Source organism: Proteiniborus sp. MB09-C3 (assembly GCF_030263895.1).
In the GTDB taxonomy this organism is placed as follows: Bacteria; Bacillota; Clostridia; order Tissierellales; family Proteiniboraceae; genus Proteiniborus.
On sequence record NZ_CP127161.1, the window covers coordinates 2,101,145 to 2,127,181 of the forward strand.

Consider the following 26,037-nt stretch of genomic DNA (forward strand, 5'->3'; position numbering starts at 1 on the left):
GCTATCTATGATATAATAAAAAAAATAGAAATGAAAATTGAAGGAGTGGGATTATGACTGCAACAATTAAGGACGTAGCTAAAATGGCAGGTGTATCTATATCTACAGTTTCTAGAGTTATTAATAACTCTAAACCTGTAAGTACAGAAATAAGACAAAAAGTTTTAGAGGTTATTAATGAATTAGGATATAAACCAAATGAAATAGCTAGAACACTCGTAACTAAAAAATCATTTTTAATAGGAGTAATAGTTACGGATTTAGGAGATGCATATATTGCACAGCTAGTAAGAGGAATAGAAGAAGTCGGAAAAATGTACGACTATGATATTCTCCTTTGCAGCACATATGGAGACAAAGCTACGGAGCTCAAATTTATACAGCTTCTAAGCAGAAAACAAGTAGAAGGTATAATAATGGTTTCAGATTCACTAAATAGCGAAATAGATAAGCAAATAAAAGAGTTTAAAATACCTTTTGTTTATCTAAATAGATATTTTTATACTGCTGATTTTCCTACTGTAGCTATAAACAGCTTAGAAGCGACTTATGAGATGACTAATTATTTGATTAATCTAGGGCATGAAAATATAGCCTACATATCATCTAGCAAGGAAGATCATTCTTTAGAGCTATTGAAGGTAGAGGGCTATAAAAAAGCTATCTTAGAAAATGAAGGATTTGAAGAGAACATATTTTATGCTAAGGGTAGAGGCATAGATGATGGATATGAGGTATGCAGAGATATCATAGGACACAATAATGATATTACTGCAATATTCTGTAGTCATGACGAGTTAGCTATTGGTGTATTAAATTATCTATATGATAATAATATTAAAGTTCCTAATGACATATCTGTAGCTGGATATGGAGATATAAAAATGGCTTCTATGTTTAGACCTAGACTAACCACAATTAAAGAACCGTTTTATGATATTGGGGCTGTGGCCATTAGAAGAATAATTAAAGAGATTAAGAAGGAAAGCAATGACAATGACACTATATTTCTTCCATTTCAAATACAGAAAAGAGAAAGTTGTGCTAAAATATAGACTATTAAGGCAGCTAGCTGCTTTTGTTGCGAGGTGTCAATATGGCAGATAAAGATAGCAGGAATAATGCGCAATATATTCTAGAAAAGAAAAATGTTAAAAGATTAACTATAGCTGCGAGTTCCTTAATAATAATTATATTTTTAGTTGCCTTTATTAAACACGGCAGTCTTGTTAATAGCAAGATTATAAGTGACTATTTTTTTATAGCAGGAATTGTATTATTGATTGCAGGAGCTTTGACAAGAACCTTTGCCTGGATAGTACACAAGAGATCAATAACAAAACCAGGTAACGAAAATGAAGGTGATGTTATAAAGGCAAAATTAGCGCTCAAATTTCTTTCGAAGACATTATCTATTATTGGATTTGTTAATATTGTTATATCTATAATATTTGTAGTACTATATTATAATGTGTAATTGGTGGTGTTAATATGAGGACTTTTATTGCTTTTGAGTTTGATAATATCTTAAAAACAAGGATTTCTCTAATTCAAGACAAGCTAAAAAAACTTTCTACAAAAGGAAGATGGACTCATATAGATAACTTTCACCTTACTCTAAAATTTCTTGGAGATACGACTATTGAACAATGTGAAAAAATTGAAGAACAGCTTTCAAATACTTTAGATTCTTCCAATGCTGTAAATTTATCTTTAGACGATATAGGCTTTTTCCCCGGAAATACAGAGATAAGGGTATTATGGTTAGGTTTAAAGGGAGAAATAAAAGCTTTGCAGAAGTTGAATACTGATATTGAAGAAAGCATGTTTAAATTAGGATATGAAAGAGAAAAAAGAAATTTTAATCCTCATATAACATTGGGAAGAAATATAGTACTAAAAGATAACTTTAATACAGCTAGAGAAATATTGAAGGAAGACTGCAAATTTTCTTTTGCTTTAAGCAAAATTTCCTTTATAGAAAGTCAGTTGATGGATGGAAAGAGAATATATACACCCTTAAAAAGCTACAGTTTAAGTAAGCCCCTATAGTATAGGGGTGTTTTTTTATGATCTTATCGCTTTAATGAGTTACAGCTATACATTACTAAAATTTGTTGAAGGCTTAAAATTTTTTTGAAATGTGGCAGGATTTTTTGTATAATTAAAGAATAGATAATTAAACAAATCATAATTATGAGAAGGAGCGATATTGTGGGAAAGGTAGTCATAGATGGGAATAGCCTCAAAATAGAGGATGTAGTTAATGTATGTAGAAATAATTATCAGGTTGAACTATCTGCTAATGCTATGGATAATGTTGTTAAGTCAAGAGAAGTAGTAGAGCAGTATGTAAACAATGAAAAAGTGGTATATGGAATTACTACAGGTTTTGGTAAGTTTAGTGATGTTGTTATTTCAAAGGATGAAGCTAAGACCCTTCAAAGAAATCTAATAATCAGCCATTCTTGCGGAGTAGGAGAGCCGCTGGATGAGGAGATAGTAAGAGGAGTCATGCTTTTAAGAGCAAATGCATTAGCAAAGGGATATTCAGGCATAAGGCTTGAGACTTTAAACATACTTATAGAAATGGTTAATAAAGGAGTACATCCAGTAATACCTGAAAAGGGATCCCTTGGTTCAAGCGGGGACCTCGCACCTCTTTCCCATATTGTACTTGTAATGTTAGGAGAAGGAGAAGCGTTTTATAATGGTGCTAGAATGTCAGGAAAGAAAGCTATGGAATTGGCCAATATTCCTACCATAGAGCTTACATCTAAGGAAGGCTTGGCTTTAATAAATGGTACACAGGTAATGACTGCAATTGGCGCACTTACTGTATATGATGCAATGAACCTAAGCAAGATGTCGGATATTATAGCTGGATTAACTGTAGAAGCATTATGTGGAATTGTAACAGCCTTTGATGAAAATGTTCACAGGGTAAGACCTCATCAAGGACAAATAAATACTGCAAGAAACCTATTGAGGGTTTTACAGGATAGCAACATGACTACAGAACAAGGGGAAATTAGAGTCCAAGATGCGTATGTATTAAGATGTCTTCCTCAAATTCATGGAGCTAGTAAGGATGCCATTGAATATGTAAAGGAAAAAGTGGAGATTGAGATCAACTCAGCAACAGATAATCCTTTAATATTCAGACATGAGGATAAAGTAATTTCAGGAGGAAATTTTCATGGGCAGCCCATGGCTTTAAGCTTTGATTTCTTAGGTATAGCATTAGCTGAACTAGCAAATGTTTCTGAAAGAAGATTGGAAAGATTAGTAAACCCTGCATTAAGTGAATTACCAGCATTTTTAGTTGAGAAGGGTGGTTTAAACTCAGGTTTTATGATAGTTCAATATTCCGCTGCATCACTAGTTTCAGAGAATAAAGTACTTTCACATCCTGCAAGTGTAGATTCTATACCTTCTTCTGCAAACCAAGAGGATCATGTATCTATGGGTACTATTGCTGCCAGAAAAGCAAGAAATATATTGGATAATGCAAGGAAAGTATTATCAATGGAAATTTTAGCAGCATGTCAAGCCATAGATCTAAGGGGAAACAAAGGCTTAGGTAAGGGTACTTTGGTAGCCTATGAACTAGTGAGAAAAGAAGTATCTAAACTTGAGGATGACAGGGTAATGTATATAGATATAAATAAATGTGAATCTCTACTAAAATCAAATATCATCATTGAAAAAGTAGAAGAAAGTATAGGAGAATTAAATTAAAGGAGGAGGATTAGTATGGTTAATAATTTTGATGTCTCTAAGGCAATGACTATTAAGCTTGACAATCAGCTGCCACCAATGCCTGAGTTCGTAAATGGCATAAGAAGGGCCCCAAAGAGAGAGCTTACTTTGACCAAAAGAGAAACTGAGATAGCTCTTAAGAATGCATTAAGGTATATACCTAAGGAGCTGCATGAAGAACTGGCACCAGAGTTTTTAGATGAGCTAATGACTAGGGGAAGAATATATGGATATCGTTTTAGGCCTGAAGGTAATATTAAAGGGAAACCTTTAAAAGAATACAAGAGTAATTGTATAGAAGGCAAGGCATTTCAGGTTATGATTGATAACAATCTTGACTTTGATGTGGCTCTTTATCCTTATGAATTAGTTACCTATGGAGAAACAGGTCAGGTTTGTCAAAACTGGATGCAATATAGATTGATTAAAAAATACTTAGAAGCTTTGACAGATGAACAGACTCTAGTAGTTGCTTCTGGACATCCAGTTGGACTCTTTAAATCTACTAAGGGGAGTCCAAGAGTAATAATAACTAATGCTCTTATGGTGGGAATGTTTGATGATCAGGATCATTGGAATAAAGCACAGGCTATGGGAGTAGCTAATTATGGACAGATGACTGCAGGTGGATGGATGTATATAGGACCACAGGGAATAGTTCATGGAACCTTCAATACTATATTAAATGCAGGTAGAATAAAACTTGGCGTAGCGAAAGATGGAGATTTAAGAGGACATGTATTTGTATCTTCAGGCTTAGGCGGTATGAGTGGAGCTCAAGGTAAGGCTGTAGAGATAGCAAATGGCGTGGGCATAATTGCAGAGGTGGATTATTCAAGAATCCAAACAAGACTTGATCAAGGATGGATAAGCAGAGCTTCAAACGATTTAAAAGAAGTCTTTGCTTGGACAGCTGAATATATGAAAAAGAAAGAGTCTATTTCAATAGCTTATCATGGAAACATAGTAGATTTGCTTGAGTATGCAGTAGACAATAATATTCATATAGAACTGTTATCAGACCAAACTTCATGTCATGCACCATATGATGGAGGATATTGTCCTCAGGGATTAACCTTTGAAGAGAGAACAGAGCTATTAAAATCTGATAAGGCTAAATTTATTGAACTAGTAAATAAATCACTTGTTAGACAGTTTGAACTTATTAAAAAGCTTACAAGTAAGGGGACTTATTTCTTCGATTATGGAAATAGCTTTATGAAGGCTGTATTTGATGCAGGGGCTAAGGAGATAGCTAAAAATGGAATTGATGAAAGCGAAGGATTTATTTTTCCTTCATACGTTGAGGATATATTAGGACCTTTATTATTTGATTATGGGTATGGACCTTTTAGATGGGTTTGCTTAAGTGGAGAGCATGAGGACCTTATAAAAACAGACAAAGCAGCTATGGAGGCCATTGATCCTAATAGAAGAGGACAGGATAGAGACAATTACGTATGGATAAGGGATGCAGAAAAGAATAAGCTTGTAGTAGGCACACAAGCTAGAATATTATATCAAGATGCACTTGGACGAAGAGATATAGCTCTCAAGTTCAATGAAATGGTGCGCAATGGGGAAGTAGGACCTATTATGCTGGGAAGAGATCATCATGACACTGGTGGAACAGATTCACCATTTAGGGAAACTTCAAATATTAAAGATGGAAGCAATATAATGGCTGACATGGCTACTCATTGCTTTGCTGGAAATGCAGCTAGAGGAATGAGTCTCATAGCACTTCATAATGGAGGAGGAGTAGGTATTGGAAAATCCATTAATGGTGGCTTTGGATTAGTCCTTGACGGAAGTGAAAGGATAGATAATGTTATAAGAACTGCTATGCCTTGGGACGTAATGGGTGGAGTAGCTAGGCGTGCTTGGGCAAGAAATGATCATTCTATAAAAACATGTATAGAGTATAACAATATGCATAAGGATACTGATCATATTACATTACCATATATTCCAGATGAAGATTTGATTAGTTCTCTTGTAGAAAAGGCTTACAGTAAAAAATAGGAGGAAATGAAATGGCTAAGATAGTGCAATGTGTCCCTAATTTTAGTGAGGGTGTAGATAAAATACTTATTGAAAAAATAATTGATGAAATAAGAAAAGTAGAAGGCACAAAACTGATGGATTATTCCATGGATAAGGATCACAATAGATGCGTGACTACTTTTATAGGAACTCCCGAAGCCGTAGAAGAGGCAGCATTTAATGCTTGCAGGAAGGCAGCTGAGCTTATTGATATGAGTAAGCATAAAGGTGAGCATCCAAGAATGGGGGCAACAGATGTTATTCCTTTAATACCTATTGCTGAGGTTACAATGGAAGAATGTATAGAAATGTCTAAGCGGATTGGTAGAAGAATAGGAGAAGAACTGGGAATATCTGTTTTCTTATATGAGAAATCTGCAAGCGCACCTCATAGAGAAAACTTGGCTTCTGTTAGAAAAGGCCAGTATGAGGGAATGAATGAAAAAATGAAGGATGAAAGCTGGAAGCCTGATTTTGGTCCAGATACTTTAAATATTAAATCTGGTGCTACAGCAGTTGGAGCTAGAATGCCTTTAGTTGCATTTAATGTAAATCTAGATACAAATAATTTAGAAATAGCAAATAAAATTGCAAGAAGTGTCAGAGGGAGAAATGGAGGCTTTACATCCTGCAAGGCACTAGGTGTAGAGATTAAAGAAAGAAACATAGTTCAAGTCTCAATGAACATGGTAGACTATGAAAGCACACCATTGTTTAGAGTATTTGATATGATTGAAAGAGAAGCACAAAGATATGGAGTTAATGTCATAGGAAGTGAAATCATTGGTTTGGTACCTATGATGGCACTTATCAATTGTGCAGACTACTATTTAAAGATAGAGAATTTTAGAGCAGAGCAGATACTAGAAAAGAGAATATATGAATAGGGTGATTTAATGAAGGCTGATATTGTAATAGAAAACATATCTCAGTTAGTTACAATGGAAGGACCTGATAGACCTAGAATAAAAGAAGAGATGAAGAATATTGGATTAATTGAAAATGGTATTGTGGCTATAGCTGGAGATAAGATAATTTTTGTTGGAGAAGGGAAAATACCTAGCTATATCGAAATAGGAAAAGAAACCATAATAATCGATGGAGCTGGGAAGACTGTAACTCCTGGTTTAGTTGATCCTCATACTCATTTAGTTCATGGTGGTTCTAGGGAAAATGAACTGGCTATGAAGCTAAATGGCATGAAATACTTGGATATATTAAAAGCAGGCGGGGGGATACTAAGTACAGTTAAAGCTACTCAAAATGCTTCTTTTGAAGAATTATATAAAAAAGCAGAAAAAAGCCTAAATACCATGTTAGAGTTTGGAATAACAACAGTAGAAGCAAAAAGTGGATATGGATTAAATACAGAAACTGAGCTTAAACAGCTAAGGGTAGCAAAAGAATTAAATGAAAAACATCCTGTAGATATAGTATCTACGTTTATGGGTGCCCACGCAGTACCAAAGGAATATAAAGATAATCCAGAAAAATTTGTTGAAATTATTATTAATGATATGATTCCTAAGGTAGCAGAAGAAAGACTGGCTGAATTCTGTGACGTGTTTTGTGAAGAAGGAGTGTTTACAGTAGATCAGACTAGGAGAATATTGAATGCAGCTAGAGAACATGGCATGCTTCCAAAAGTTCATGCAGATGAGATAGAACCATTAGGTGGGGCTGAGCTAGCTGCTGAGGTAGAAGCTGTATCTGCTGACCACTTAGTTGCAGCAAGTGAAGCAGGTATGAAAATGATGGCTGAAAAAGGAGTAATAGCAGATTTACTTCCTGCTACATCTTTTAATTTAGCTAGTGGAAAGTTTGCAGATGCTAGGAAAATGATTGAACTAGGTGTTCCTGTTGCTTTATCAACAGACTATAATCCTGGCAGCAGTCCAACGGAAAATTTGCAGCTAGCAATGTATTTTGCTTCCCTTATTCTAAGAATGACTCCAGAAGAAGTGTTTACAGCAGTTACTATAAATAGTGCATGCTCACTTAGAAAAGAGAAAGCAATTGGAAGCATAAGAAAAGGCAAGAAGGCAGATATAATTATATTTGATTCACCTAATATAAATTATATTATATATCATTTTGGAATAAACCATGTAGACATGGTAGTCAAAAATGGGAAAATAGTAGTAGAAAAAGGCAGGAAAAAGGGCGCATTTTAATGTGCCCTTTTCTTAAGCCTAGTATGAGTAGTATAATATATTTAATAAAAGGTAAGAGGAGTGTTTAGATGATTTCAAAAGAGAAGTTAGATAGAATTAACTTTCTAGCTAAAAAATCAAAAGAAATAGGATTAACTGAGCAAGAGAAAGAGGAGCAAAAATCTTTAAGGCAAGAATATTTATCTGCTTTTAGAGAAAATTTTAAAAAACAGCTTGAATGCATAGAAATAATTGATGATGATAAAATTCATTAAATAATAAAATTAGGATAAAAAAGTTTTTTGAAGGAAAAACAAAATTATTGTAGAAATAAACAGATAAAAGAAATAATAAGGGGGATTTAAGTTGTCAGAAAAGCAATATGTTGTATTTAACCTAGGCAAAGAAGAGTATGGCATAGACATAATGAACGTTACAGAAATAGTTCAATGTCAAGATAGTGTAAAGGTTCCTAACTCACCTAAATTTATTGAAGGAATAACAAATTACAGAGGTAAAGTAATACCAATAATCTGTTTAAAGAAGAAATTTGGCATGGAAGACAGCACAAGAGATGCCAATACAAGAATAATTGTCATTAATCTAAATGATAAACAGATTGGTTTTTTAGTAGATGAAGCTTCTCAAACAGTTAGACTTGACGATTCAAACATTGATCCTACACCAGATATTATTGCTGGGATTGAAAGAAAGTACATAACTGGCGTGGGTAAACTTGAAAATAGGCTAATAATTTTAATTGACTTAGAAAAAGTATTAACTGACGATGATAAAGAAAAGATTAATATGATAGAAGTATAATGTCAACTTTTATAAAAAATAAGAGCAATGTAAATTCATGTCAATGAAAATTACATATCTCCTTCAATAGTTGCCAAATTTTTTGTACAAAGTCTTCTATACTTATAATTATAGGATATTAAGTATAGGAGGCTTTTTATGAAGAGAAATATAATTATTTTAACAGGTATCATATTAACGTGTTTGTTAGCACACAGATATCTAGCATATGGATCCACCTCTGAGAAGGAATATAAAGTTTACGAAGAGATAGTTTATGAGTTACTCTCTAGTCGGACAAGTATTATGAATAGGGGACTATATAGCGATGAGGATATAAATAATATATTCTCAGACTTAGAAGAAATAGAAAGAGGAAGGCTTTTAGAAGAGGACATTGACTGTCTAAGAGATGTGAGAGCAAATCCTACAGATTATCCTTCTGTATCTGATTTAAAGATATTGAAGGTAGATGTAATTGCCTTAGAAGATAATATTTATAAGTTAAAAGTACTAACTCAGTGGAAAGTAATAGAAGCTAAAGAGTCAAGAGAAAATATTGAATATCTTATAGAAATACAGCAGCAAGAAGGAAGATATTTTTTGATTAAATTAGAACCTGTTGAATAAATAGGAATTAGGCAAATTAGCCTACTGATATCAATAATCCTTAGAGGTGTTTATATTGTCGAAAACAGCATTAGATTTAAAAAGAATGAACGAAATAATCGAAAAAACCATTGTCACAATAGATTCAGGAAGACAGGAGATTTTTGAAATTGCTGAGGATGCTAGAAAAGATTGTGAAAGATTTAAAAAAGAACTGACTAGTATACAGCAAAAAATATCATTAGCAATATTTGAAGTAGATGGGCTGGAACGAGAAGAGAGAAGAACTAAAGCAAAGCTTATGATGGTTAGCAAAGACTTTAACAGATATTCTGAAGAAGATATAAGACTTGCTTATGAGGAAGCAAATAATGTTAGAGTAAAGCATATTCTAAAGAAGCAGGAAGAAAAGGAATTAATATGTAGAAGAACTGAGTTAGAATTAAACCTTAAAAGGACTTATGAAATTGTACAGAAGGCTGAAAAACTTGTATCCCAGGTAGGAGTTGCTATGGACTTTCTGAAAGGAAATCTAAGTGATATTTTTGAAACAATTGAGGATATGCATAAAAAACAACTACTAGGGATAAAAATCATCGAGGCTCAAGAAGAAGAACGTATGAGGGTTTCAAGGGAAATTCATGATGGGCCAGCTCAATCAATGGCAAATGTTGTTTTAAAAGCAGAGTTATGTGAGAGATTACTTGCTATAGATATAAATCAATCAAGATTAGAGCTACGAAAATTAAAGGATATTGTGAGAGGAAGCTTAAAAGACATTAGAAAAATAATTTACGATTTAAGGCCAATGTCACTAGACGATTTAGGCCTTGTACCTACTATAAAAAGATATACAGATAATTTCACTGATGAAACAGGGATAAATGTTGAACTCATGGTAATAAATGAACAGCAAAGCATTAATTCTATTATTGAAATAGCCTGTTTTAGGATAATACAGGAAGCGTTAAATAATATATCGAAACACTCACGTGCTCGAGATGTGTTAATTAAGATTGAGCAAACTATGGATAAGATTTCTATAGTAATTAAGGATAATGGCATTGGCTTTGAGATGAATAATCTTAAACGTAATCCAGAAAAAAACGGCTTTGGACTTATTGGAATGAAAGAGAGAGCAGAGCTATTAAATGGAAAGCTAGATATTATATCTGCTTTTGGAGAAGGCACAAAGATTATTTTAACAATACCTCTAGAAAGAAAGGATGAATTATATGAATGACAGAAGAATTTCAGTTTTAATAGCAGATGATCATTCCCTTATGAGAGAGGGTCTTAAGCAAATTCTTGAGCTTGAGCCTGATATTAAAGTCATATCATTATCTGCCAATGGAGAAGAAGTGATTAAAGATGCTCAGCGTTACAAACCAGATGTTATATTGATGGACATAAATATGCCTAAAATGAGTGGATTAGATGCACTTAGAAGATTAAAGGATATTGGAATTGATTCTAAAATAATAATGCTTACTATCCATGATTCGAGAGAATACCTATATGAAACTATAAGGATAGGAGCTAATGGTTACGTACTTAAAGATGCAGATTCTGATACTTTATTAAAGGCAATTAGAGATGTTGATGAGGGCAAATCCTACATACAACCTAGTCTATCTGAGCTACTAGTAAAAGACTTTAACTCTAGGGGAGAAAGAAGCAAAGAGTCTGCTCTCATAGAATCATTAACCAAGAGAGAGTATGAGGTACTTACTCTTATTGCAGAAGGTATGAATAATAGGGAGATAGCAGAGAAACTTTTTATAAGTGAAAAGACTGTTAAAAATCATGTATCAAACATATTCAAAAAAATTGATGTGGCAGACAGAGTTCAAGCAGCAATATTCACATTTAGAAATAATATAAAGAAGATATAGGGTTTCTAAATAACAAGTCTAGTCATCTAGGCTTCTTTTTTAGGAAATATCTATATTATATTGACAATAAAAAAACATATATATATCATATTAATTAGAGACACTAAATTTCAAATGGAGGGATTAATATGTCTGATAAAACAGAAGGTAAAAAGCTTCAAGAGTTATTAACTCATAAGTGGAGAAATTCTTGGGAAGAATTTACTGAAAATGAATTAAAAGAAGTGTTTGAAACTAGTGAAGAATATAAGTTGTTTCTGGATAGATGTAAGACAGAAAGAGAATCAGCTGAAGAAATAATTAAGAGTGCAAGAGAAAAAGGTTACATATCTATCGATGAAGTAATTGAAGCTCAGAAACAAATAGAACCAGGTATGAAAATTTATGCTGCAAACAAAAATAAAGCAGTTGCTCTATTTGTAATGGGAAAAGAAAAATTAGAAAAAGGCATGAACATAGTAGGCTCTCATATTGATGCGCCAAGAATTGATTTAAAACAATTCCCTCTTTATGAAGATTCAGAGCTAGCATTACTTAAAACTCACTATTATGGAGGAATAAAAAAATATCAATGGGTTGCCTTACCTTTAGCTCTTCATGGAGTACTCATAAAGAAAAATGGTGAAAAAGTAAATGTAGTTATTGGAGAAGATGAGAATGATCCAGTTTTCTTCGTTACAGATCTATTGCCACATCTTGCAAAGGATCAAATGGCTAAAAAAATGGATGAAGGAATAACAGGTGAAGGACTTAATATTTTATTTGGAAGTATACCATATAATGAAAAGGACTTAAGTGATAAAGTAAAACTTAATGTGTTAAATATTTTACATGAAAAATATGGGATGGTAGAAGAAGACTTTACTTCTGCAGAATTTGAAATCGTACCTGCAGGAAAAGCTAAGGATGTTGGTATCGATAGAAGTATGGTTGGTGGATATGGACAAGATGATAGAGCCTGTGCATTTACAGCACTTAAAGCAATTCTTAATGTAGAAGCACCTAATAGAACAGCTGCTGCATTATTTGTAGATAAAGAAGAAATCGGAAGCGTAGGTAATACAGGAATGGAATCTATGTTCTTCGAAAACGTGGTTTCAGAGCTTATAGCTTTATCATATGCAAATTATAGCGAATTAACTCTAAAGAGAGCTTTAGCTAACTCCAAGGTATTATCGGCTGATACATTGGCTGGATTTGACCCTAATTATCCGGAAGTATTGGATAAAAGAAACTCTCCTTTTATAGGCAAGGGAATAACTTTAGTTAAATATACTGGTGTTAGAGGAAAAGGCGGCAGCAATGATGCCAATTCAGAATACTTAAGTGAAGTAAGAAGATTGTTTAATGATAATCATATTATTTGGCAAATGGGTGAGCTTGGTAAGGTTGATCAAGGCGGCGGCGGAACAATTGCATATATACTAGCTAGATATGGCATGGAAGTAGTAGACTGTGGAGTACCGCTATTAAGCGTTCACGCTCCATATGAGATTTCAAGCAAAGCAGATATATATATGACATACAAAGGATATAAAGTATTTTTTGAGGCATAATTAAAAGCTCAGGGTGACCTGAGCTTTTATAATGGTGTTGTAGATATATATTCAATTACAAAGTCTCTAAAGGTGAGGCTTAAAGGTGAAAGCTGTCTTTTTTTATGATATACAAAATAAAACTTTCGTCTTAAATCCAATCCCTTGATGCTGTAGGGCTTTAATATACCCATATCCATTTCTCTTTTTATGGCTCTTTCTGAGATAAAGCTTATTCCAATATCTAGTTCTATAAACTTTTTAATAGTTTCAACATCTTCAATATAAGCGGCTATGTTTAGCGCTTCTAGATCCAGATTTAGCTCTTTAAGCTTATTTTCAAGCAGATCTCTTGTGCCTGAGCCTTTTTCTCTTAGAATAACTTTGTTTTCTAATAAAAAGTCAATATCAAGTTCATGATATTTTTCCCATGGATAGTTCTCGGTATTTGGAACTATCAAATATAGCTTATCTTCTATTAAATCTATGTATTCAAGCTGTGGAGAAGGGTATTTAGCTCCAATTATACCGAAGTCAGTGACACCATCAATTATACCTTCAACAACTTTTTTTGAATCGAAATCAGTTAATGAAAATGTAACATCTGGATATTTATCAGTAAATTGTTTTAATAATAATGGTAGCACATAATGCCTTGGTATAGAGCTAGAGCTTATCTCTAAATGACCTTGTATCTTACCTTTATGAGCTCCTAAATCAAACTGTGCCATATTACGCATATTTATAATATTAAGTGCATATTTGTATAGAAGCTCGCCGGCTTCAGTAGGGGTTATGCTTTTCCCTGATCTATTTAACAAGAATGTACCAAGCTCATTTTCTAGGTTTTGGATATGGCTTGTAACAGTAGGCTGAGTAAGATATAATCTTTGTGCAGCTTTTGAAAAGCTTTTTCTATTTACTACTTCTATAAATGTTTCTAATTGTCTAAAATCCAATATATCACCACTTTCTATGCTCATAATTTAATACTATTTGAAAAGAGTATTTTTGTCAATTATATAAGTAATAATAAAAATATGAGGAGGTATGAAGAGTGAGTAAAGAGACTAAGATTATATTAGATGAACTGAATTTTACTATAGGAAAGCTGAATCAAAAAGAACGAGAAGGAAAAGAACTTAAGGAAAGTCAGTATTGGTACAGAGAGGGCTTAAAAGCTGCAAGAGATATAGTATTAAATGTAGAAAAGCTTGCGAATATATTCTAGTAAATAAAAATCGTGATTATACTCTCATATTAAATAATCATAACTAATATAATTTAATAAAGTGTAATATGAGAGGTGAAAATCATGAAGCATATGACAATATTAGAATATGATGATGGATCAGGGCTTACTGATAAAGTACAAAGATGGGTAAGTGAAAATGAAGAACAAATACTAGAAATAATAGATATCGAATATTCACAACATGGAGATATATTCATTGCTACGATAACCTATGAGGAAAGAACATAGAATTAAATAAATAAAACCAATAAAAAAACAAGATAGTCTAAGTATAGTACTTAAATTATCTTGTTTTTTACTAGAGCAATATTAGAAAAAAGATTTTATGGATTAAATAGAGTATTTATGCTTGATCCGTAACATTTTCTAATAAAGTTATCGATTTTTCTTCGCAATCAATCTCTGTCATTATTCCATAAGGAAGAATGCCGATTGGCATAGCATGACCAAAATTTACGTTATACAGAATGGGAAGATTAATAAGATGCTCTTCTGCTGCTACAACTTGAAGGATTGCAGATTTATAATCTTCGTAGTATACTTCTCCCTGGGGTTTTCCCACAAGTATTCCACGAATCACTTTTAAAATTCCCTGAGCAGCCAAGTTTCGAAGTGTCCACTTAACAAAGTCTGGAGAAGGCTTATCCTCACTTGTTTCAATAAATAAAATGGTGTCTTTCCATTCTTCAAGTGCTGGCCAAACTTCTGTTCCAATACACATCATAAAAACATCAAGGCATCCGCCAAGAAGATGTCCGCGTACTTTTCCTGTTCCCTGTAAAATTTCATAACCATGTTTTTCAGGTTTTAATTTTTTAGCAACATGTCGATTTTTTTCATCCCATGGTATAAAATCATCTGACCATTCTGGGCTTGACAATATTTGGTATCCCTTTGTATCTTCAAATAACATTTTACTTACAGATGTTTTTGTATACTCGAACATGGATACATATTCACCGAATTCACACATAACAGATGGCCCGTAAAAAGAAACTAACCCTGCTTTATACATCATTAGGTGACTTATTGTACTATCGGAATATCCCATAAAAATTTTTGGATTGTTTTTGATTACTTCATAATCTATATATGGGAGCAACCTTATGGAGTCGTCACCACCAATAGCGCAGAAGATTGCCGATATTGTATTATCTTCAAAAGCATCCATTAAATCCTTTGCGCGAAGCTCGGGATGTTCAGCAATGAACTTGCTTCCTTTCAAAGCATTGGACATTGCGACTACTTCAAGACCAAATTCTCTTTCCAACCGTTCTTTGGCAATATCATATTTATGTATTAAATTTTTATCGCCAAGGCCGCCCCAAGAAAGGCTTACAACTGCAACTCTATCTCCAGGCTTTAATCTTTTTGGACGAATCATAGCTATGCCTCCTTATTACTCCTATGTATTTATGCGTTAGCATTTAGTTTCAACCTAATACTATCATGTTTTTTTATATAAAAAAAGACATATCATTCCTTGATATAAGGAAGAAATGTCTATTATGGTGCCCGAGGCGAGAGTCGAACTCGCATGGTTTCCCGCTCGATTTTGAGTCGAGTGCGTCTGCCATTCCGCCACTCGGGCATATTAGCTACAAAAAACATCTTAACACAAATATAATTAAAAATCAATAGTTTTATAAGAAAGTAATTGTGTAAATCAAGGAAACAATATTAGGTGTTTTTATTAGAATGATAAATATGTTATTCGTGATAAAATAATGAAAAATTGCATAAACTTTTCTTATGTGGAGTTATTAGAAAAAACATATTGCCCGTAGGAGGAGATTTATGAAGAAGATAGTAATTATTGTTGCTGCAATAATCTTATTGTTTTCCTTGGAAAGCGGAGCGCAACCCCAACCACCGTTGCCACAATATAAAATAGAGATAGATATAGTATCTAGAAGTCTTTATTTCTATGAGAACAACAATGTAGTTAAAAAATATCCCATAGCAGTAGGAAAGGCTAGTACTCAAACCCCTATTGGAGACTACAAGATAATAAACAAAGTAGTAAATCCGTATTATTCTAAAAAGAAGATAGCAGGGGGAAGCCCTCAGAATCCTTTAGGCAGTAGATGGATGGGGTTTAAGCCATCATATGGGATACATGGAAATAATAATACGAAATCGATAGGAACCTTTGTATCTGAAGGATGCGTTAGAATGTACGATAAGGATGTAAAGGAATTATACGAGAAGATTACAGTTGGGGTACCAGTAACAGTAAAATATGAACCAATCAAAACAGAAAGGGATATCGAGAATGATAATCCAATAGTTATTGTCTATCCCGATTATTATTCAAAAGTACCTAATCTGGTTAATCTGGTTGATGAAAAATTATCTGAGCTTAGCCTTATTGAAAAAATAGATAGCAATAAGTTAGCCACATTGAAAAAACAAATAAATAAAGAAATTGTTGTCTTTTCCGATAAATGGGTTTATATGATAAATGGAAACTATATTACTAATGATGTAATATTTAAAGATAGTACTCTATATATAAACCTAGATAAAGTATGCAAATTCCTTAAAATAGATGTTTATAGTACTGAATCCACAGAAACCGTAATGATCCTTAGCAATAATATTTCCATAATTGAAGAAAGTGGAAGTAGATATGTATCAATTAACCAATTAGAAGCCAATCTTGGAGGCAGTCATAAGATACATCAGGAGCAGCAGACGATAAAACTTGACTTAAATTATTTGCTGTTCAATAATAAGTTTGTTAAGGGGGAAGTATTGAATATAGAAGGAGATGTGGCAATTTCCTTAGATAGTTTATATAGCATATCAAATAAAGAGCTTACCATATCACAAGAAAAATCAAATGTTATAGTAAATAACAAAGAGATAAAATGCAAACCTGTTAATGGCAAGCTTTATATAGCTTTAAAAGATTTATTGCTACAAACAAATTTTAAATCAAATACATATACTAAAGATAAATATATTGAAATATTTAGAGAGCCTTTATGAAGATATATCCGTAGACTTAAAGAAAAACTTTTAATTTCAGATATCTGAAATTAAAAGTTTTTTTGTGCAAAATAATCCCAAAAATGATAGAATAGAATCTAGATTTTAAAGGCGAATATAGATAAAATATAAATAATGAAAAAGAGCATTTGGGGGAAGGGGTGAATAAATGTTCGATAGAGAGCAGAATTTGATAAAAAAATGCGTGAATGGAAATTTAAAGGCATTTGATGAACTAATAGAAAAATATGAGAAAACAGCATATAATATAGCACTTAGAATGCTAAAAAACCCAGAAGATGCAATGGACGTATCTCAGGAAGCATTCATTAAGGTTTTTAAGTCAATAAAAACTTTTAACTTTGAATCGGCATTTTCCACATGGCTATATAGAATAGTTACAAATACCTGTTTAGATTTTTTAAGAAAAAAGAGTACCATTGTATATTCATTAGATAATCCAATTCAAACAGAGGATGGCGAAATGGAAAGGGACATTCCAGATGGTTCACATAGTCCAGAGGAATTATTAGAAAAGAAGCTTACAAAAGAGCTTGTAAATAATGCCATAGGGAAATTAGAAGAAAACCATAGGGTGGTTATTATTCTTAGAGATATTCAGGGCTTTAGCTATGAAGAAATATCAAACATACTGGATTGCTCAATTGGAACGGTTAAGTCCAGGATAAATAGAGCTAGGAATAATTTGAAAGATATAGTAATGAAAGAGATGGAACTAAATAAGGAATATATCGTCTAATAATTGAAAGGAGGGATAATATGAACTGCAATGATTTTATTGATAACATATCCTCATACATTGATAATGAAATGACTGAAATTGAAAAGAAAGATTTTGAACTTCATATTTCAAAATGCGATAGTTGTAGACAAGAGTATGAATGTATGATTAGTATCTTAAAAAATGTAAATAACCAGGAACAAGTTGAGTTACCTGATAATTATAGATTAGAACTTAGACGAAAACTTAAAGAAACGGCTCAAGAAAAGAAAACGTTAAATTGGAGAGTTATATCCTCTATAGCGGCTGGACTTATTGTTATGATTATAAGTATTAGTATGTTTTCAGATAAACTTCCTTTTATAGGCGGGAATGATTCTTTGCTTATAAGTCCTAAAAGTGAAAGTCCACAGGAAAATATTGCTTCTGATAAGAATGAATCTATGGGAATAATGGAGGCTAAAAGTATGGATATAAAAGCCTTAGACGATAATACTGATGAAGAAACAGATATGGCTATGAAAAATTTAGAAACGGATAAGGATCAATCTGAAGGTGTAAAACAAAATAATGATTTTGGAGTCTTGGCTTCTAGAAGTAGCTTGGGAAATAATAGAAAATCAATAAAAGAAGCATATTTATCTATTGACCTAGATGAATTAGGTAAAGTGCAGGAGCAAATAATCAACCATGTTGAGGAAAATGGAGGTTTTGTCGAAAGTATAAATATAGAATCAAATGAGGATGTTGCTAATGCTAAGCAAAAAAGTCATTTAATGAAGATTAGAATACCTGCAGAAAAGTTTGATAAGACACTGGACTTTTTAAAGGAGCTAGGCACATTAGTAGATGAACGATTAACTCATAACGATGTTACAGAAAAATACAATACAATAGAGGATAATTTAAAAAATCTCTACGAGCAGGAAGATTTATTGTTAGAGATATTAAGTAAAGCGGAGGATTCAAATGACAAGTTGTTAATAGAAGAAGAAATCAAAAAAGTGAAGGAAGGAATAAACTCCCAGACATCAGCTTTAGAAGAATATGAAAGTTCAATAACACTACCTACTATTAATACTAGGCTGAATGAAGCTGGAGAAAGCAATAATTAATTATTTTAAATATAGTTGTTATTTTATAATTATGACTCTACTTTTAGAGTCTTTTTTTTATTTGATTTGTTTACTGAAAATATCTTTTAATATATACTTAGAGTTAAGGGTTTACAGAACAAATATGGTATATAATAATATATATACTGTTTTTAAGGAGTTGGTATTATTGGTTAAGAGATTTATGATTATAGATGGTAACAGCTTACTCCATAGGGCTTTTCATGCATTGCCTCCTTTAATGACTAAGGATGGAATATATACAAATGGAGTATATGGCTTTCTTACAATGTTTTATAAGGTCACAGAGGAATATAAGCCGGATTATATTAGTGTGGTTTTTGATAGAAAAGCTCCCACATTTAGGCACATTGAATTTGAAGAATATAAAGCTGGAAGAGCTAAAACACCTGACGAATTAGGAATGCAGTTTCCGATACTAAAAGAGATAATAGACAATATGAATATACATAGAGTTGAATTAGACGGATTTGAGGCTGATGATTTAGCAGGTACACTTTCAAAAATTGGGGAAAAAAATGGGCTTGAGGTTGTCTTAGTTACAGGCGATAAAGATTATTTGCAGCTTGCAAGTGATAAGACTAAGGTATTGTTAACAAGAAAAGGCATATCCAATATTGAGGTTTTTGATAAACAGGCAGTTATTGAAAGATATGAACTTACTCCACAGCAATTCATAGACCTAAAGGGATTGATGGGAGATAAATCAGACAATATCCCTGGTGTCCCAGGAGTTGGAGAAAAAACTGGAATCAAGCTTTTAAAGGAGTTTAACTCTATTGAAGGAATATATAACAATATTGAAAAAGTAGATGGTAAGAAACTTAAAGAAAAACTAATTGAATATAGAAATCAAGCTATTATGAGTAGAAGACTATCTGAAATAATTACTTCGGTGCCTATAAATGTGAAATTAGAGGATCTTATTTTAGAAGAGCCTAATGTAGAAGAACTACTTAATATATATAAAAAGCTTGAGTTCAATAGCCTATTAGGAAGGCTAAATTTGAATAAGGATACAAAAAAAGATACATCCAATGCAGAGAAGTTATTTCCTGAAGCAAATATTATTAAAGAAAAAGAATACCTTAAGCATATTTTGAAAGAAATAGAAAGTTCTAAATCTATGATTTTTAAATATATAATAGATGGAGATCATCCTTTAATAGACGACATCTTAGGTATTGGCATCAGTATTTCAGAGAAAACGAGTTACTATGTTGACCTAACAGAAGGAAATATTTGTGTTGAAGATTTCTTTGACTCGTTTAAATATGTGTTGGAGAATGACAAAATTAAAAAGATAGGACATAATATAAAAGAAGAAATTTTAGTATCTCTAAGATATGGAGTAGATATAAATGGTATTATATTTGACAGCATGATTGGACAGTATTTACTTAACCCATCACAGAACGACTATAGCTTAAAAGTATTAGCAGATGATTATCTGAACATTGATATTGAAGGCAAAGAAAGTCTTCTAGGTACAGGAAAGAACAAGAAGACGTTTGGACAATTATTTCAAGCAGATAGAGTATCATATATGTCCAATGAATTGGGGATAATTTCAAGACTAAAGGATATTATTGAAAACACCATTGTATCACAGAATATGGATACATTGTTTTATGAAGTGGAGATACCTTTAATCAGCGTCTTAGCTAATATGGAGTATTTAGGCTTTACTGTAGATGAAGAAAAATTAAAAGAATTAGGAAGAGAACTTGATGGAAAAATTGATATATTAACACAATCTATATTTGATATTGCAGGAGAAGAATTTAATATAAATTCTCCTAAGCAATTAGGTGAGATATTGTTTGAGAGGCTTAAGCTACCTGCTGTTAAAAAAACTAAGACAGGGTACTCTACTAATGCAGAGGTTCTTGAAAGTCTAGCAGAAATACATCCTATTGCAGAAAAAATATTAGAATATAGACAATTAGTTAAATTGAAATCAACTTATGTAGATGGTTTAATCTCAGTTATTGATGAGAATACTGGGAAAGTCCATTCTAGCTTCAATCAAACTATTACTACTACGGGGAGAATAAGCAGTACGGAGCCTAATCTTCAGAATATACCTATTAGGACAGAGGAAGGGCGAAAAATAAGGAAAGTATTTGTCCCAAGCAACAGTGATTATACTCTAGTAGATGCGGACTATTCTCAAATTGAGCTTAGAGTTCTGGCAAGTATTTCTGACGATCCTAAGCTTAAGGAGGCATTTTTTACTGGAGAGGATATTCATAGAAAAACTGCTTCTGAAGTGTTTGATGTTAAACTTGAAGATGTTACACAATTGATGAGGAGCAGAGCCAAGGCAGTTAATTTTGGAATAGTATATGGAATAAGTGATTATGGGCTTGCTAGAGACTTAAAAATCTCAAAAAAAGAGGCTAAGCTCTATATAGATAATTATCTTAAAAATTATGTTAAAGTAAAAGAATATATGAAAAATATTATAGACGAAGGAAAAAGCAAAGGATATGTTGAAACTATTCTACATAGAAGAAGATATCTACCTGAATTATCTTCTAGAAATTTTAACATAAGATCCTTTGGAGAAAGAATGGCAATGAACACTCCTATACAAGGAAGTGCAGCAGATATAATAAAATTGGCAATGGTTAATGTTTACAATGAACTCAAAAAAAGAGGCTTAAAATCAAGACTGATTTTACAGGTACATGATGAGTTAATTATTGAAGCTCACAAAGAAGAGGTAGAAGAAGTAAAAACTCTTTTAAAAGACTTAATGGAAAATGCAATACCACTAAATGTACCTCTTAGTGTTGATATGGAAACAGGTGATAGCTGGTATGATACAAAATAAAGTAAAAATAATAGGTTTAACAGGTGGAATAGGAACAGGGAAAAGTACTGTCTCAAAGATAATAAGAGATAGAGGCTTTCCGATTATAGATGCAGATGTGATTGCAAGAGAAGTCGTGGAAATTGGAGAAGTTGCTTATTTAAAAATTATAGAGACCTTTGGAGAACAGATATTAAATAATGACAAGAGCATAGATAGGAAAAAATTAGGCAATATTGTGTTTTGTAATCCTGATTCTAGACTTGCTTTAAATAGAATTGTACATCCTCAAATAAATAAAAAGATTAAGGATGAAATCTTAAATTATTCTAAAAATAATGATATTATTTTTCTAGATATTCCTCTTTTGATAGAGGAGCTAGAAAATTTTAATGAGGCAGGGATACAATTCGACGAAATATGGTTAGTATATTCAGATATAGAAACTCAGTTAAAGAGAATTATTGAAAGAGACAATACTGACTATGAAAGTGCAATTAGAAGAGTAGAAGCTCAGTTACCTATAGATGAGAAATTAAGATATGCTAATGTTATCATAAATAATACTGGAAGTATAGAAGAGCTTATTAATAATGTGGTTAGGGAATTAAACATGTTTTAATGATTGTGGAGGAGATATTATTGCAGATTAGATGTAGAAAATTACTAGCAGTTTTTTTTGTAATCCTTATAGCTGGGGTGGCCATGTCAAGTTTTAAATGGATTGGCAAAATCCTTTACCCTATAAATTATAAGGAACAGATAGCCGATTATTCAAATAAATATGATATAGACCCTTTCCTTGTGGCTGCAATTATTAGAGTAGAAAGTAAATATGACAAAAATGCTTTATCCCATAAAGGAGCTAGAGGATTGATGCAAATAGCTCCAGTAACTGGCAGATGGGCATCTGGAGAGATTGGTATTCAAAATTATAGCGAAAAGCTTTTGTATGATCCAGATGTAAACATTGAAATAGGCTGTTGGTATATTAATAAGCTTAATACTCAGTTTTATAATAATTTAGAGCTTGTATTGGCTGCTTATAATGGTGGAAGTGGTAATGTAGCTAAGTGGCTTAATGACAGTAATTATAGTGATGATGGTAAAAGTCTTAAGCATATACCTTTTAAAGAAACTGAGTTATATTTAAAGAAAGTTAAAAAATCATACGATATATATAAAAAGCTATATACCTCCGATTATTTTAAGAATAATATGGGAAAATGATTTTATTATTAGGAAAAAAATTATAAAAACTTAGTTAAAAAAATAACTTATCTTAAAAAACGGAGACAAAGTTGCTATACTAATAGTTAAGATAACTAACTAAATAAATATGTATATTATAAGAGGAGATGAAAACCGTGAGCTACTTAAAAAGCATAAAGGATGTACAGAATTATGATATAAATAGAGAAAAAAGATTGTTACATTCTGCACAACATGAGGATATTCTTGCGGGACTAACTACAGATATTTATTTTTTTACCACTATGGATGTCCTAGGAAGTATGGAAATGAGTGGTAAGGAAGTTGTTGCAGAGATATTTGCTAGAAAGTCAGGTATTTTTGTAGGTATTGAAGAGGTAAGAAACATACTGAAAGATAACAATATAGAAATGTGGGCTCTCGAAGAAGGAACAGAATTTCAGCCTAAGGAGACATTAGTTAGGATAAAAGGGCCCTATGAGAAGTTTGCCATATTTGAGTCTGTTATTCTAGGCTGCTTAGCTAGTCCAAGTGGGTGGGCAACTGCAGCTAGAGAAGTAAAAGAAGCTTGTGGAGATAAGCCATTTGTGTGCTTTGGGACAAGACATGTTCATCCTTCAGTTGCTCCTGTTATGGAAAGGGCAGCTAGAATAGGAGGAGCAAACTCAGTAAGCAATATTTTAACAGCAAAACTATTAGGTGAAAATCCAACAGGTACCTTACCTCATGCAGCTTTTTTAGTAGCAGGAGATACTCTTTTAGTAGCCCAAAAATATAATGAAGTGATGCCAGAATCATATAAAAGAATAGTCTTAGTAGATACATTTAAAGATGAGGTTGAAGAAACTCTAAGATTAGCTAAGGAAATGGGAAGAGACCTTTATGGGATTAGATTAGATACTCCTAGTGAAAGAGGGGGAGTTACTCCAGAGTTAGTTATTGAGCTAAGAGCTAGACTTGATATCAGTGGTTATAATTGGGTTAAGATTTTTGTCTCAGGAGGATTAAAGCCTGAAAAAATAAAAATATTAGCTGAGGCAGGTGTAGATTCTTTTGGAGTAGGTAGTTATATTTCAGGAGCACCTGCAATTGATATGACCATGGATATAAAGGAAGTTGAAGGAGTAGCAATTGCGAAAAGAGGAAGAATACCAGGGCCTGTTGAAAACCCTAGACTTGTAAAGATGCTCTAGTATTGAGGAGGAAAGAAATTGAAGTTCAAAGGACAGTTATGTCTACTTTTAGTAGTATTTCAGATAATCATTCTAAGTGGTTGTGGATTAGAAGATACTTTTGATAATATAATAGATTCTGAAATAGGAACTGAAGAAAATATTGATAATGGGCCAGAGTATGGCGGGGAGCTTGCGGTACCCATATCTTACGGAATTATGCTTAATCCTCTGTTAAGAACTGATAAGTTTATGTATAATTTCAATAAATTAATATTTGAAGGATTATTTGATATAGACAAAAATTTAAAAGTAAAAAATGCTTTAGCAGAAAGCTATAGCTTTGAATCAGATGGCATGATACTAAATATAAAACTGAAAGAAAATGTTAAATGGCATGATGGAGAGGATTTTACTGCTGAGGATGTAAAGTTTACAATAGATACAATAAAATATGGATTGTCTAATTCTAGCTTAACAGATAGCCTGTCAGATATTATTAAAGCTTCAGAATCCTTAAAATATTTAAAGGATGTGCGTGTCATAAATAAGTACGATTTAACATTGACTTTTGACAGAGCTTATGGTGATGTTTTAGAGGGATTAGTCTTTCCTATCGTTCCAAAACACGCATTTCTAAAGGGAAAAGATATAAAAGCTAGTTATGGTAATGCCTTAGCAAAAGATAATTACAAACCAATAGGAACAGGACCGTACAAAGAAATTGAGATTAACAAATTTCAAAATGTTATCCTAGAATCCTATAAGGACTATTGGGGAGAACAGCCATATATATCTAAAATTATAGGAAAGGCTTTAAAGGATGAAGAGTTAGCTGTTACTTCTTTTGAAGCAGGTCAAATAGATGTAACTGCAAGCCTGGGAGTTGACTGGGAAAAATATGCTCAAAATAAAAAAGTAGAAATATATGAGTATGCTTCAAATAAATATGAATTTTTAGGATTTAACCTTAGAGATGGAATTTTTACTGGAGAAAAGGGAAAAGCCTTAAAAAAGGCTATAGCATATGCTATAGACAGACAATCAATAGTACAAAAAGTATATATGGGACATGCTACAAGAAATGATGTACCTATACATCCAGAATCTTGGTTAATATCAGATGATGCAAATTCGTATGGATATAATGTCAGCAAGGCTAGGCAAATTATAGTCTCAGCTGGCTGGAATGATGTAGACGGAGATGGTTTTTTTGAGGATGCAGATGGAAATAAATTAACAATCAGGCTAATAACTAATTCATTTAATGATTTAAGAAGAGAAACTGCAAATATTATTGCAGAAAACTTAACTGATGCAGGAATAAAGGTTGTAAAAGAATATAATGAAAATAAACAAGGAAACTTAACTGAAGAGATAAAAGAAGAACAATGGGAAAATGTCATGCAAAAAATATCAACGGGAGCCTATGATATAACATTGCTTGGCTGGGAACTATCATATATTCCTAATCTATCTTTTGCTTTTCATTCTTCTCAAATAAATGGAGGATTGAATTTTATAGGCTATAATAATGAGAAAATGGATGAATTGCTATTACAAGCTCAAAGCACTTATAGGATTGAAGATAAAAAGAAGATATATGAGCAGATTCAAGACTTAATAATCGACGATCTTCCTTATGTTAGTTTGTATTTCGTAAATTCATCTATATTAGTAAATAGCAAAGTTCATGGTGAAATTGCTCCAAATGAATTTAATATGTATGACAACATTACAAAGTGGTATATTCCAAAATCGTTGCAGCAAGAGGATGCATTGAAGCAGGAGGAAAGCTCATTAAACTAACTAATATTTGTAGTTGACATGCGTATGGATTATAGCTATAATTATTTTATTGACCTAAAAATAGGCATATAAAAGTAGCAAGTATTAACACAATACTT

General features: G+C 32.4%; 25 protein-coding genes and 1 tRNA gene. 23 read left to right on the plus strand and 3 right to left on the minus strand.

Annotated elements, in window-relative coordinates:
• Positions 1–53 precede the first annotated feature (53 nt).
• The 13 genes from QO263_RS10025 to QO263_RS10085 all read left to right on the plus strand — a co-directional run bounded on the left by QO263_RS10025 (position 54) and on the right by QO263_RS10085 (position 12,822).
• On the plus strand, positions 54–1,055 hold the full coding sequence (locus QO263_RS10025) for a LacI family DNA-binding transcriptional regulator (RefSeq protein WP_285620716.1): 1,002 nt from the start codon (positions 54–56) through the stop codon (positions 1,053–1,055).
• Between the two features lie 41 nt (positions 1,056–1,096).
• Positions 1,097–1,477, plus strand: coding sequence for a hypothetical protein (locus QO263_RS10030; RefSeq protein ID WP_285620719.1), 381 nt, complete (start codon positions 1,097–1,099; stop codon positions 1,475–1,477).
• Positions 1,478–1,491: 14 nt separating this feature from the next.
• Positions 1,492–2,052, plus strand: a complete 561-nt coding sequence (gene thpR / locus QO263_RS10035; protein WP_285620721.1) for an RNA 2',3'-cyclic phosphodiesterase — start codon at positions 1,492–1,494, stop codon at positions 2,050–2,052.
• 162 nt (positions 2,053–2,214) lie between these two features.
• The gene (gene hutH, locus QO263_RS10040; protein WP_285620722.1) at positions 2,215–3,741 is read left to right on the plus strand and encodes a histidine ammonia-lyase; all 1,527 of its coding nucleotides are present in this window, start codon (positions 2,215–2,217) and stop codon (positions 3,739–3,741) included.
• A gap of 15 nt (positions 3,742–3,756) precedes the next feature.
• On the plus strand, positions 3,757–5,787 hold the full coding sequence (gene hutU, locus QO263_RS10045; protein ID WP_285620723.1) for a urocanate hydratase: 2,031 nt from the start codon (positions 3,757–3,759) through the stop codon (positions 5,785–5,787).
• A gap of 11 nt (positions 5,788–5,798) precedes the next feature.
• A complete protein-coding gene (ftcD, locus tag QO263_RS10050) occupies positions 5,799–6,695 on the plus strand; it encodes a glutamate formimidoyltransferase (RefSeq protein ID WP_285620725.1) in 897 nt (298 codons plus the stop codon).
• Between the two features lie 9 nt (positions 6,696–6,704).
• Positions 6,705–7,982, plus strand: a complete 1,278-nt coding sequence (gene hutI, locus QO263_RS10055) for an imidazolonepropionase (RefSeq protein WP_285620727.1) — start codon at positions 6,705–6,707, stop codon at positions 7,980–7,982.
• 68 nt (positions 7,983–8,050) lie between these two features.
• Entirely contained in the window at positions 8,051–8,236 is a 186-nt protein-coding gene (locus QO263_RS10060; RefSeq protein ID WP_285620729.1) for a DUF896 domain-containing protein, read from the plus strand.
• 91 nt (positions 8,237–8,327) lie between these two features.
• A complete protein-coding gene (locus tag QO263_RS10065) occupies positions 8,328–8,783 on the plus strand; it encodes a chemotaxis protein CheW (protein ID WP_285620731.1) in 456 nt (151 codons plus the stop codon).
• Between the two features lie 138 nt (positions 8,784–8,921).
• Positions 8,922–9,392, plus strand: a complete 471-nt coding sequence (locus tag QO263_RS10070; RefSeq protein ID WP_285620734.1) for a hypothetical protein — start codon at positions 8,922–8,924, stop codon at positions 9,390–9,392.
• A 55-nt stretch (positions 9,393–9,447) separates the two neighbouring features.
• A complete protein-coding gene (locus tag QO263_RS10075) occupies positions 9,448–10,614 on the plus strand; it encodes a sensor histidine kinase (protein ID WP_285620736.1) in 1,167 nt (388 codons plus the stop codon).
• A complete protein-coding gene (locus QO263_RS10080) occupies positions 10,607–11,266 on the plus strand; it encodes a response regulator (protein WP_285620739.1) in 660 nt (219 codons plus the stop codon). The genes QO263_RS10075 and QO263_RS10080 overlap by 8 nt, the downstream gene beginning before the upstream one ends.
• Before the next feature lie 128 nt (positions 11,267–11,394).
• The gene (locus tag QO263_RS10085; protein WP_285620742.1) at positions 11,395–12,822 is read left to right on the plus strand and encodes an aminopeptidase; all 1,428 of its coding nucleotides are present in this window, start codon (positions 11,395–11,397) and stop codon (positions 12,820–12,822) included.
• A gap of 26 nt (positions 12,823–12,848) precedes the next feature.
• On the opposite strand, the gene QO263_RS10090 is transcribed toward QO263_RS10085, so the two are convergent.
• On the minus strand, positions 12,849–13,760 hold the full coding sequence (locus QO263_RS10090; protein WP_285620745.1) for a selenium metabolism-associated LysR family transcriptional regulator: 912 nt from the start codon (positions 13,758–13,760) through the stop codon (positions 12,849–12,851).
• A 98-nt stretch (positions 13,761–13,858) separates the two neighbouring features.
• Here QO263_RS10090 and QO263_RS10095 point away from each other — a divergent pair, with 98 nt between their 5' ends.
• Both QO263_RS10095 and QO263_RS10100 read left to right on the plus strand, forming a co-directional pair.
• Positions 13,859–14,032: a hypothetical protein gene (locus tag QO263_RS10095; protein WP_285620747.1), complete on the plus strand. Its 174-nt coding sequence runs from the start codon at positions 13,859–13,861 to the stop codon at positions 14,030–14,032.
• 84 nt (positions 14,033–14,116) lie between these two features.
• Positions 14,117–14,284 carry a hypothetical protein gene (locus tag QO263_RS10100; RefSeq protein ID WP_285620749.1) on the plus strand — a complete coding sequence of 56 codons (168 nt, stop codon included), beginning with the start codon at positions 14,117–14,119 and terminating at the stop codon, positions 14,282–14,284.
• A 115-nt stretch (positions 14,285–14,399) separates the two neighbouring features.
• On the opposite strand, the gene QO263_RS10105 is transcribed toward QO263_RS10100, so the two are convergent.
• Positions 14,400–15,440 carry a S66 family peptidase gene (locus QO263_RS10105; RefSeq protein WP_285620753.1) on the minus strand — a complete coding sequence of 347 codons (1,041 nt, stop codon included), beginning with the start codon at positions 15,438–15,440 and terminating at the stop codon, positions 14,400–14,402.
• 125 nt (positions 15,441–15,565) lie between these two features.
• Positions 15,566–15,647, minus strand: a tRNA-Leu gene (locus QO263_RS10110).
• Between the two features lie 206 nt (positions 15,648–15,853).
• Here QO263_RS10110 and QO263_RS10115 point away from each other — a divergent pair.
• The 8 genes from QO263_RS10115 (at position 15,854) to QO263_RS10150 (ending at position 25,939) form a co-directional block, all read left to right on the plus strand.
• The gene (locus tag QO263_RS10115) at positions 15,854–17,050 is read left to right on the plus strand and encodes a L,D-transpeptidase (RefSeq protein WP_285620755.1); all 1,197 of its coding nucleotides are present in this window, start codon (positions 15,854–15,856) and stop codon (positions 17,048–17,050) included.
• A 169-nt stretch (positions 17,051–17,219) separates the two neighbouring features.
• Positions 17,220–17,810, plus strand: coding sequence for an RNA polymerase sigma factor (locus tag QO263_RS10120; protein WP_285620758.1), 591 nt, complete (start codon positions 17,220–17,222; stop codon positions 17,808–17,810).
• A 20-nt stretch (positions 17,811–17,830) separates the two neighbouring features.
• Positions 17,831–18,907 (plus strand): DUF4349 domain-containing protein, encoded by a 1,077-nt coding sequence (locus tag QO263_RS10125; protein WP_285620760.1) that lies wholly within the window; start codon positions 17,831–17,833, stop codon positions 18,905–18,907.
• Positions 18,908–19,076: 169 nt separating this feature from the next.
• A complete protein-coding gene (gene polA / locus QO263_RS10130) occupies positions 19,077–21,767 on the plus strand; it encodes a DNA polymerase I (RefSeq protein WP_502928661.1) in 2,691 nt (896 codons plus the stop codon).
• Complete coding sequence (gene coaE / locus QO263_RS10135) at positions 21,754–22,368, plus strand: dephospho-CoA kinase (protein WP_285620764.1); 615 nt, start codon at positions 21,754–21,756, stop codon at positions 22,366–22,368. Before polA ends, coaE begins: the two co-directional genes overlap by 14 nt.
• A 20-nt stretch (positions 22,369–22,388) precedes the next feature.
• Positions 22,389–22,976, plus strand: coding sequence for a lytic transglycosylase domain-containing protein (locus tag QO263_RS10140; protein WP_352168637.1), 588 nt, complete (start codon positions 22,389–22,391; stop codon positions 22,974–22,976).
• A 128-nt stretch (positions 22,977–23,104) separates the two neighbouring features.
• A complete protein-coding gene (locus QO263_RS10145; RefSeq protein ID WP_285620766.1) occupies positions 23,105–24,151 on the plus strand; it encodes a nicotinate phosphoribosyltransferase in 1,047 nt (348 codons plus the stop codon).
• An 18-nt stretch (positions 24,152–24,169) separates the two neighbouring features.
• Positions 24,170–25,939, plus strand: a complete 1,770-nt coding sequence (locus tag QO263_RS10150) for an ABC transporter substrate-binding protein (RefSeq protein WP_285620769.1) — start codon at positions 24,170–24,172, stop codon at positions 25,937–25,939.
• The last annotated feature ends 98 nt before the right edge of the window (positions 25,940–26,037 follow it).

What these genes read in the sequence shown, in the direction of transcription:
- QO263_RS10145 (WP_285620766.1), top strand. Translation starts at nt 23,105, where the DNA reads ATGAAAACCGTGAGCTACTTAAAAAGCATAAAGGATGTACAGAATTAT.
- thpR (WP_285620721.1), top strand. Translation starts at nt 1,492, where the DNA reads ATGAGGACTTTTATTGCTTTTGAGTTTGATAATATCTTAAAAACAAGG.
- QO263_RS10100 (WP_285620749.1), top strand. Translation starts at nt 14,117, where the DNA reads ATGAAGCATATGACAATATTAGAATATGATGATGGATCAGGGCTTACT.
- QO263_RS10125 (WP_285620760.1), top strand. Translation starts at nt 17,831, where the DNA reads ATGAACTGCAATGATTTTATTGATAACATATCCTCATACATTGATAAT.
- QO263_RS10115 (WP_285620755.1), top strand. Translation starts at nt 15,854, where the DNA reads ATGAAGAAGATAGTAATTATTGTTGCTGCAATAATCTTATTGTTTTCC.
- hutI (WP_285620727.1), top strand. Translation starts at nt 6,705, where the DNA reads ATGAAGGCTGATATTGTAATAGAAAACATATCTCAGTTAGTTACAATG.
- QO263_RS10080 (WP_285620739.1), top strand. Translation starts at nt 10,607, where the DNA reads ATGAATGACAGAAGAATTTCAGTTTTAATAGCAGATGATCATTCCCTT.
- QO263_RS10120 (WP_285620758.1), top strand. Translation starts at nt 17,220, where the DNA reads ATGTTCGATAGAGAGCAGAATTTGATAAAAAAATGCGTGAATGGAAAT.
- QO263_RS10025 (WP_285620716.1), top strand. Translation starts at nt 54, where the DNA reads ATGACTGCAACAATTAAGGACGTAGCTAAAATGGCAGGTGTATCTATA.
- QO263_RS10085 (WP_285620742.1), top strand. Translation starts at nt 11,395, where the DNA reads ATGTCTGATAAAACAGAAGGTAAAAAGCTTCAAGAGTTATTAACTCAT.
- coaE (WP_285620764.1), top strand. Translation starts at nt 21,754, where the DNA reads ATGATACAAAATAAAGTAAAAATAATAGGTTTAACAGGTGGAATAGGA.
- QO263_RS10105 (WP_285620753.1), bottom strand. Translation starts at nt 15,440, where the DNA reads ATGATTCGTCCAAAAAGATTAAAGCCTGGAGATAGAGTTGCAGTTGTA.
- QO263_RS10070 (WP_285620734.1), top strand. Translation starts at nt 8,922, where the DNA reads ATGAAGAGAAATATAATTATTTTAACAGGTATCATATTAACGTGTTTG.
- QO263_RS10030 (WP_285620719.1), top strand. Translation starts at nt 1,097, where the DNA reads ATGGCAGATAAAGATAGCAGGAATAATGCGCAATATATTCTAGAAAAG.
- hutU (WP_285620723.1), top strand. Translation starts at nt 3,757, where the DNA reads ATGGTTAATAATTTTGATGTCTCTAAGGCAATGACTATTAAGCTTGAC.
- QO263_RS10060 (WP_285620729.1), top strand. Translation starts at nt 8,051, where the DNA reads ATGATTTCAAAAGAGAAGTTAGATAGAATTAACTTTCTAGCTAAAAAA.
- ftcD (WP_285620725.1), top strand. Translation starts at nt 5,799, where the DNA reads ATGGCTAAGATAGTGCAATGTGTCCCTAATTTTAGTGAGGGTGTAGAT.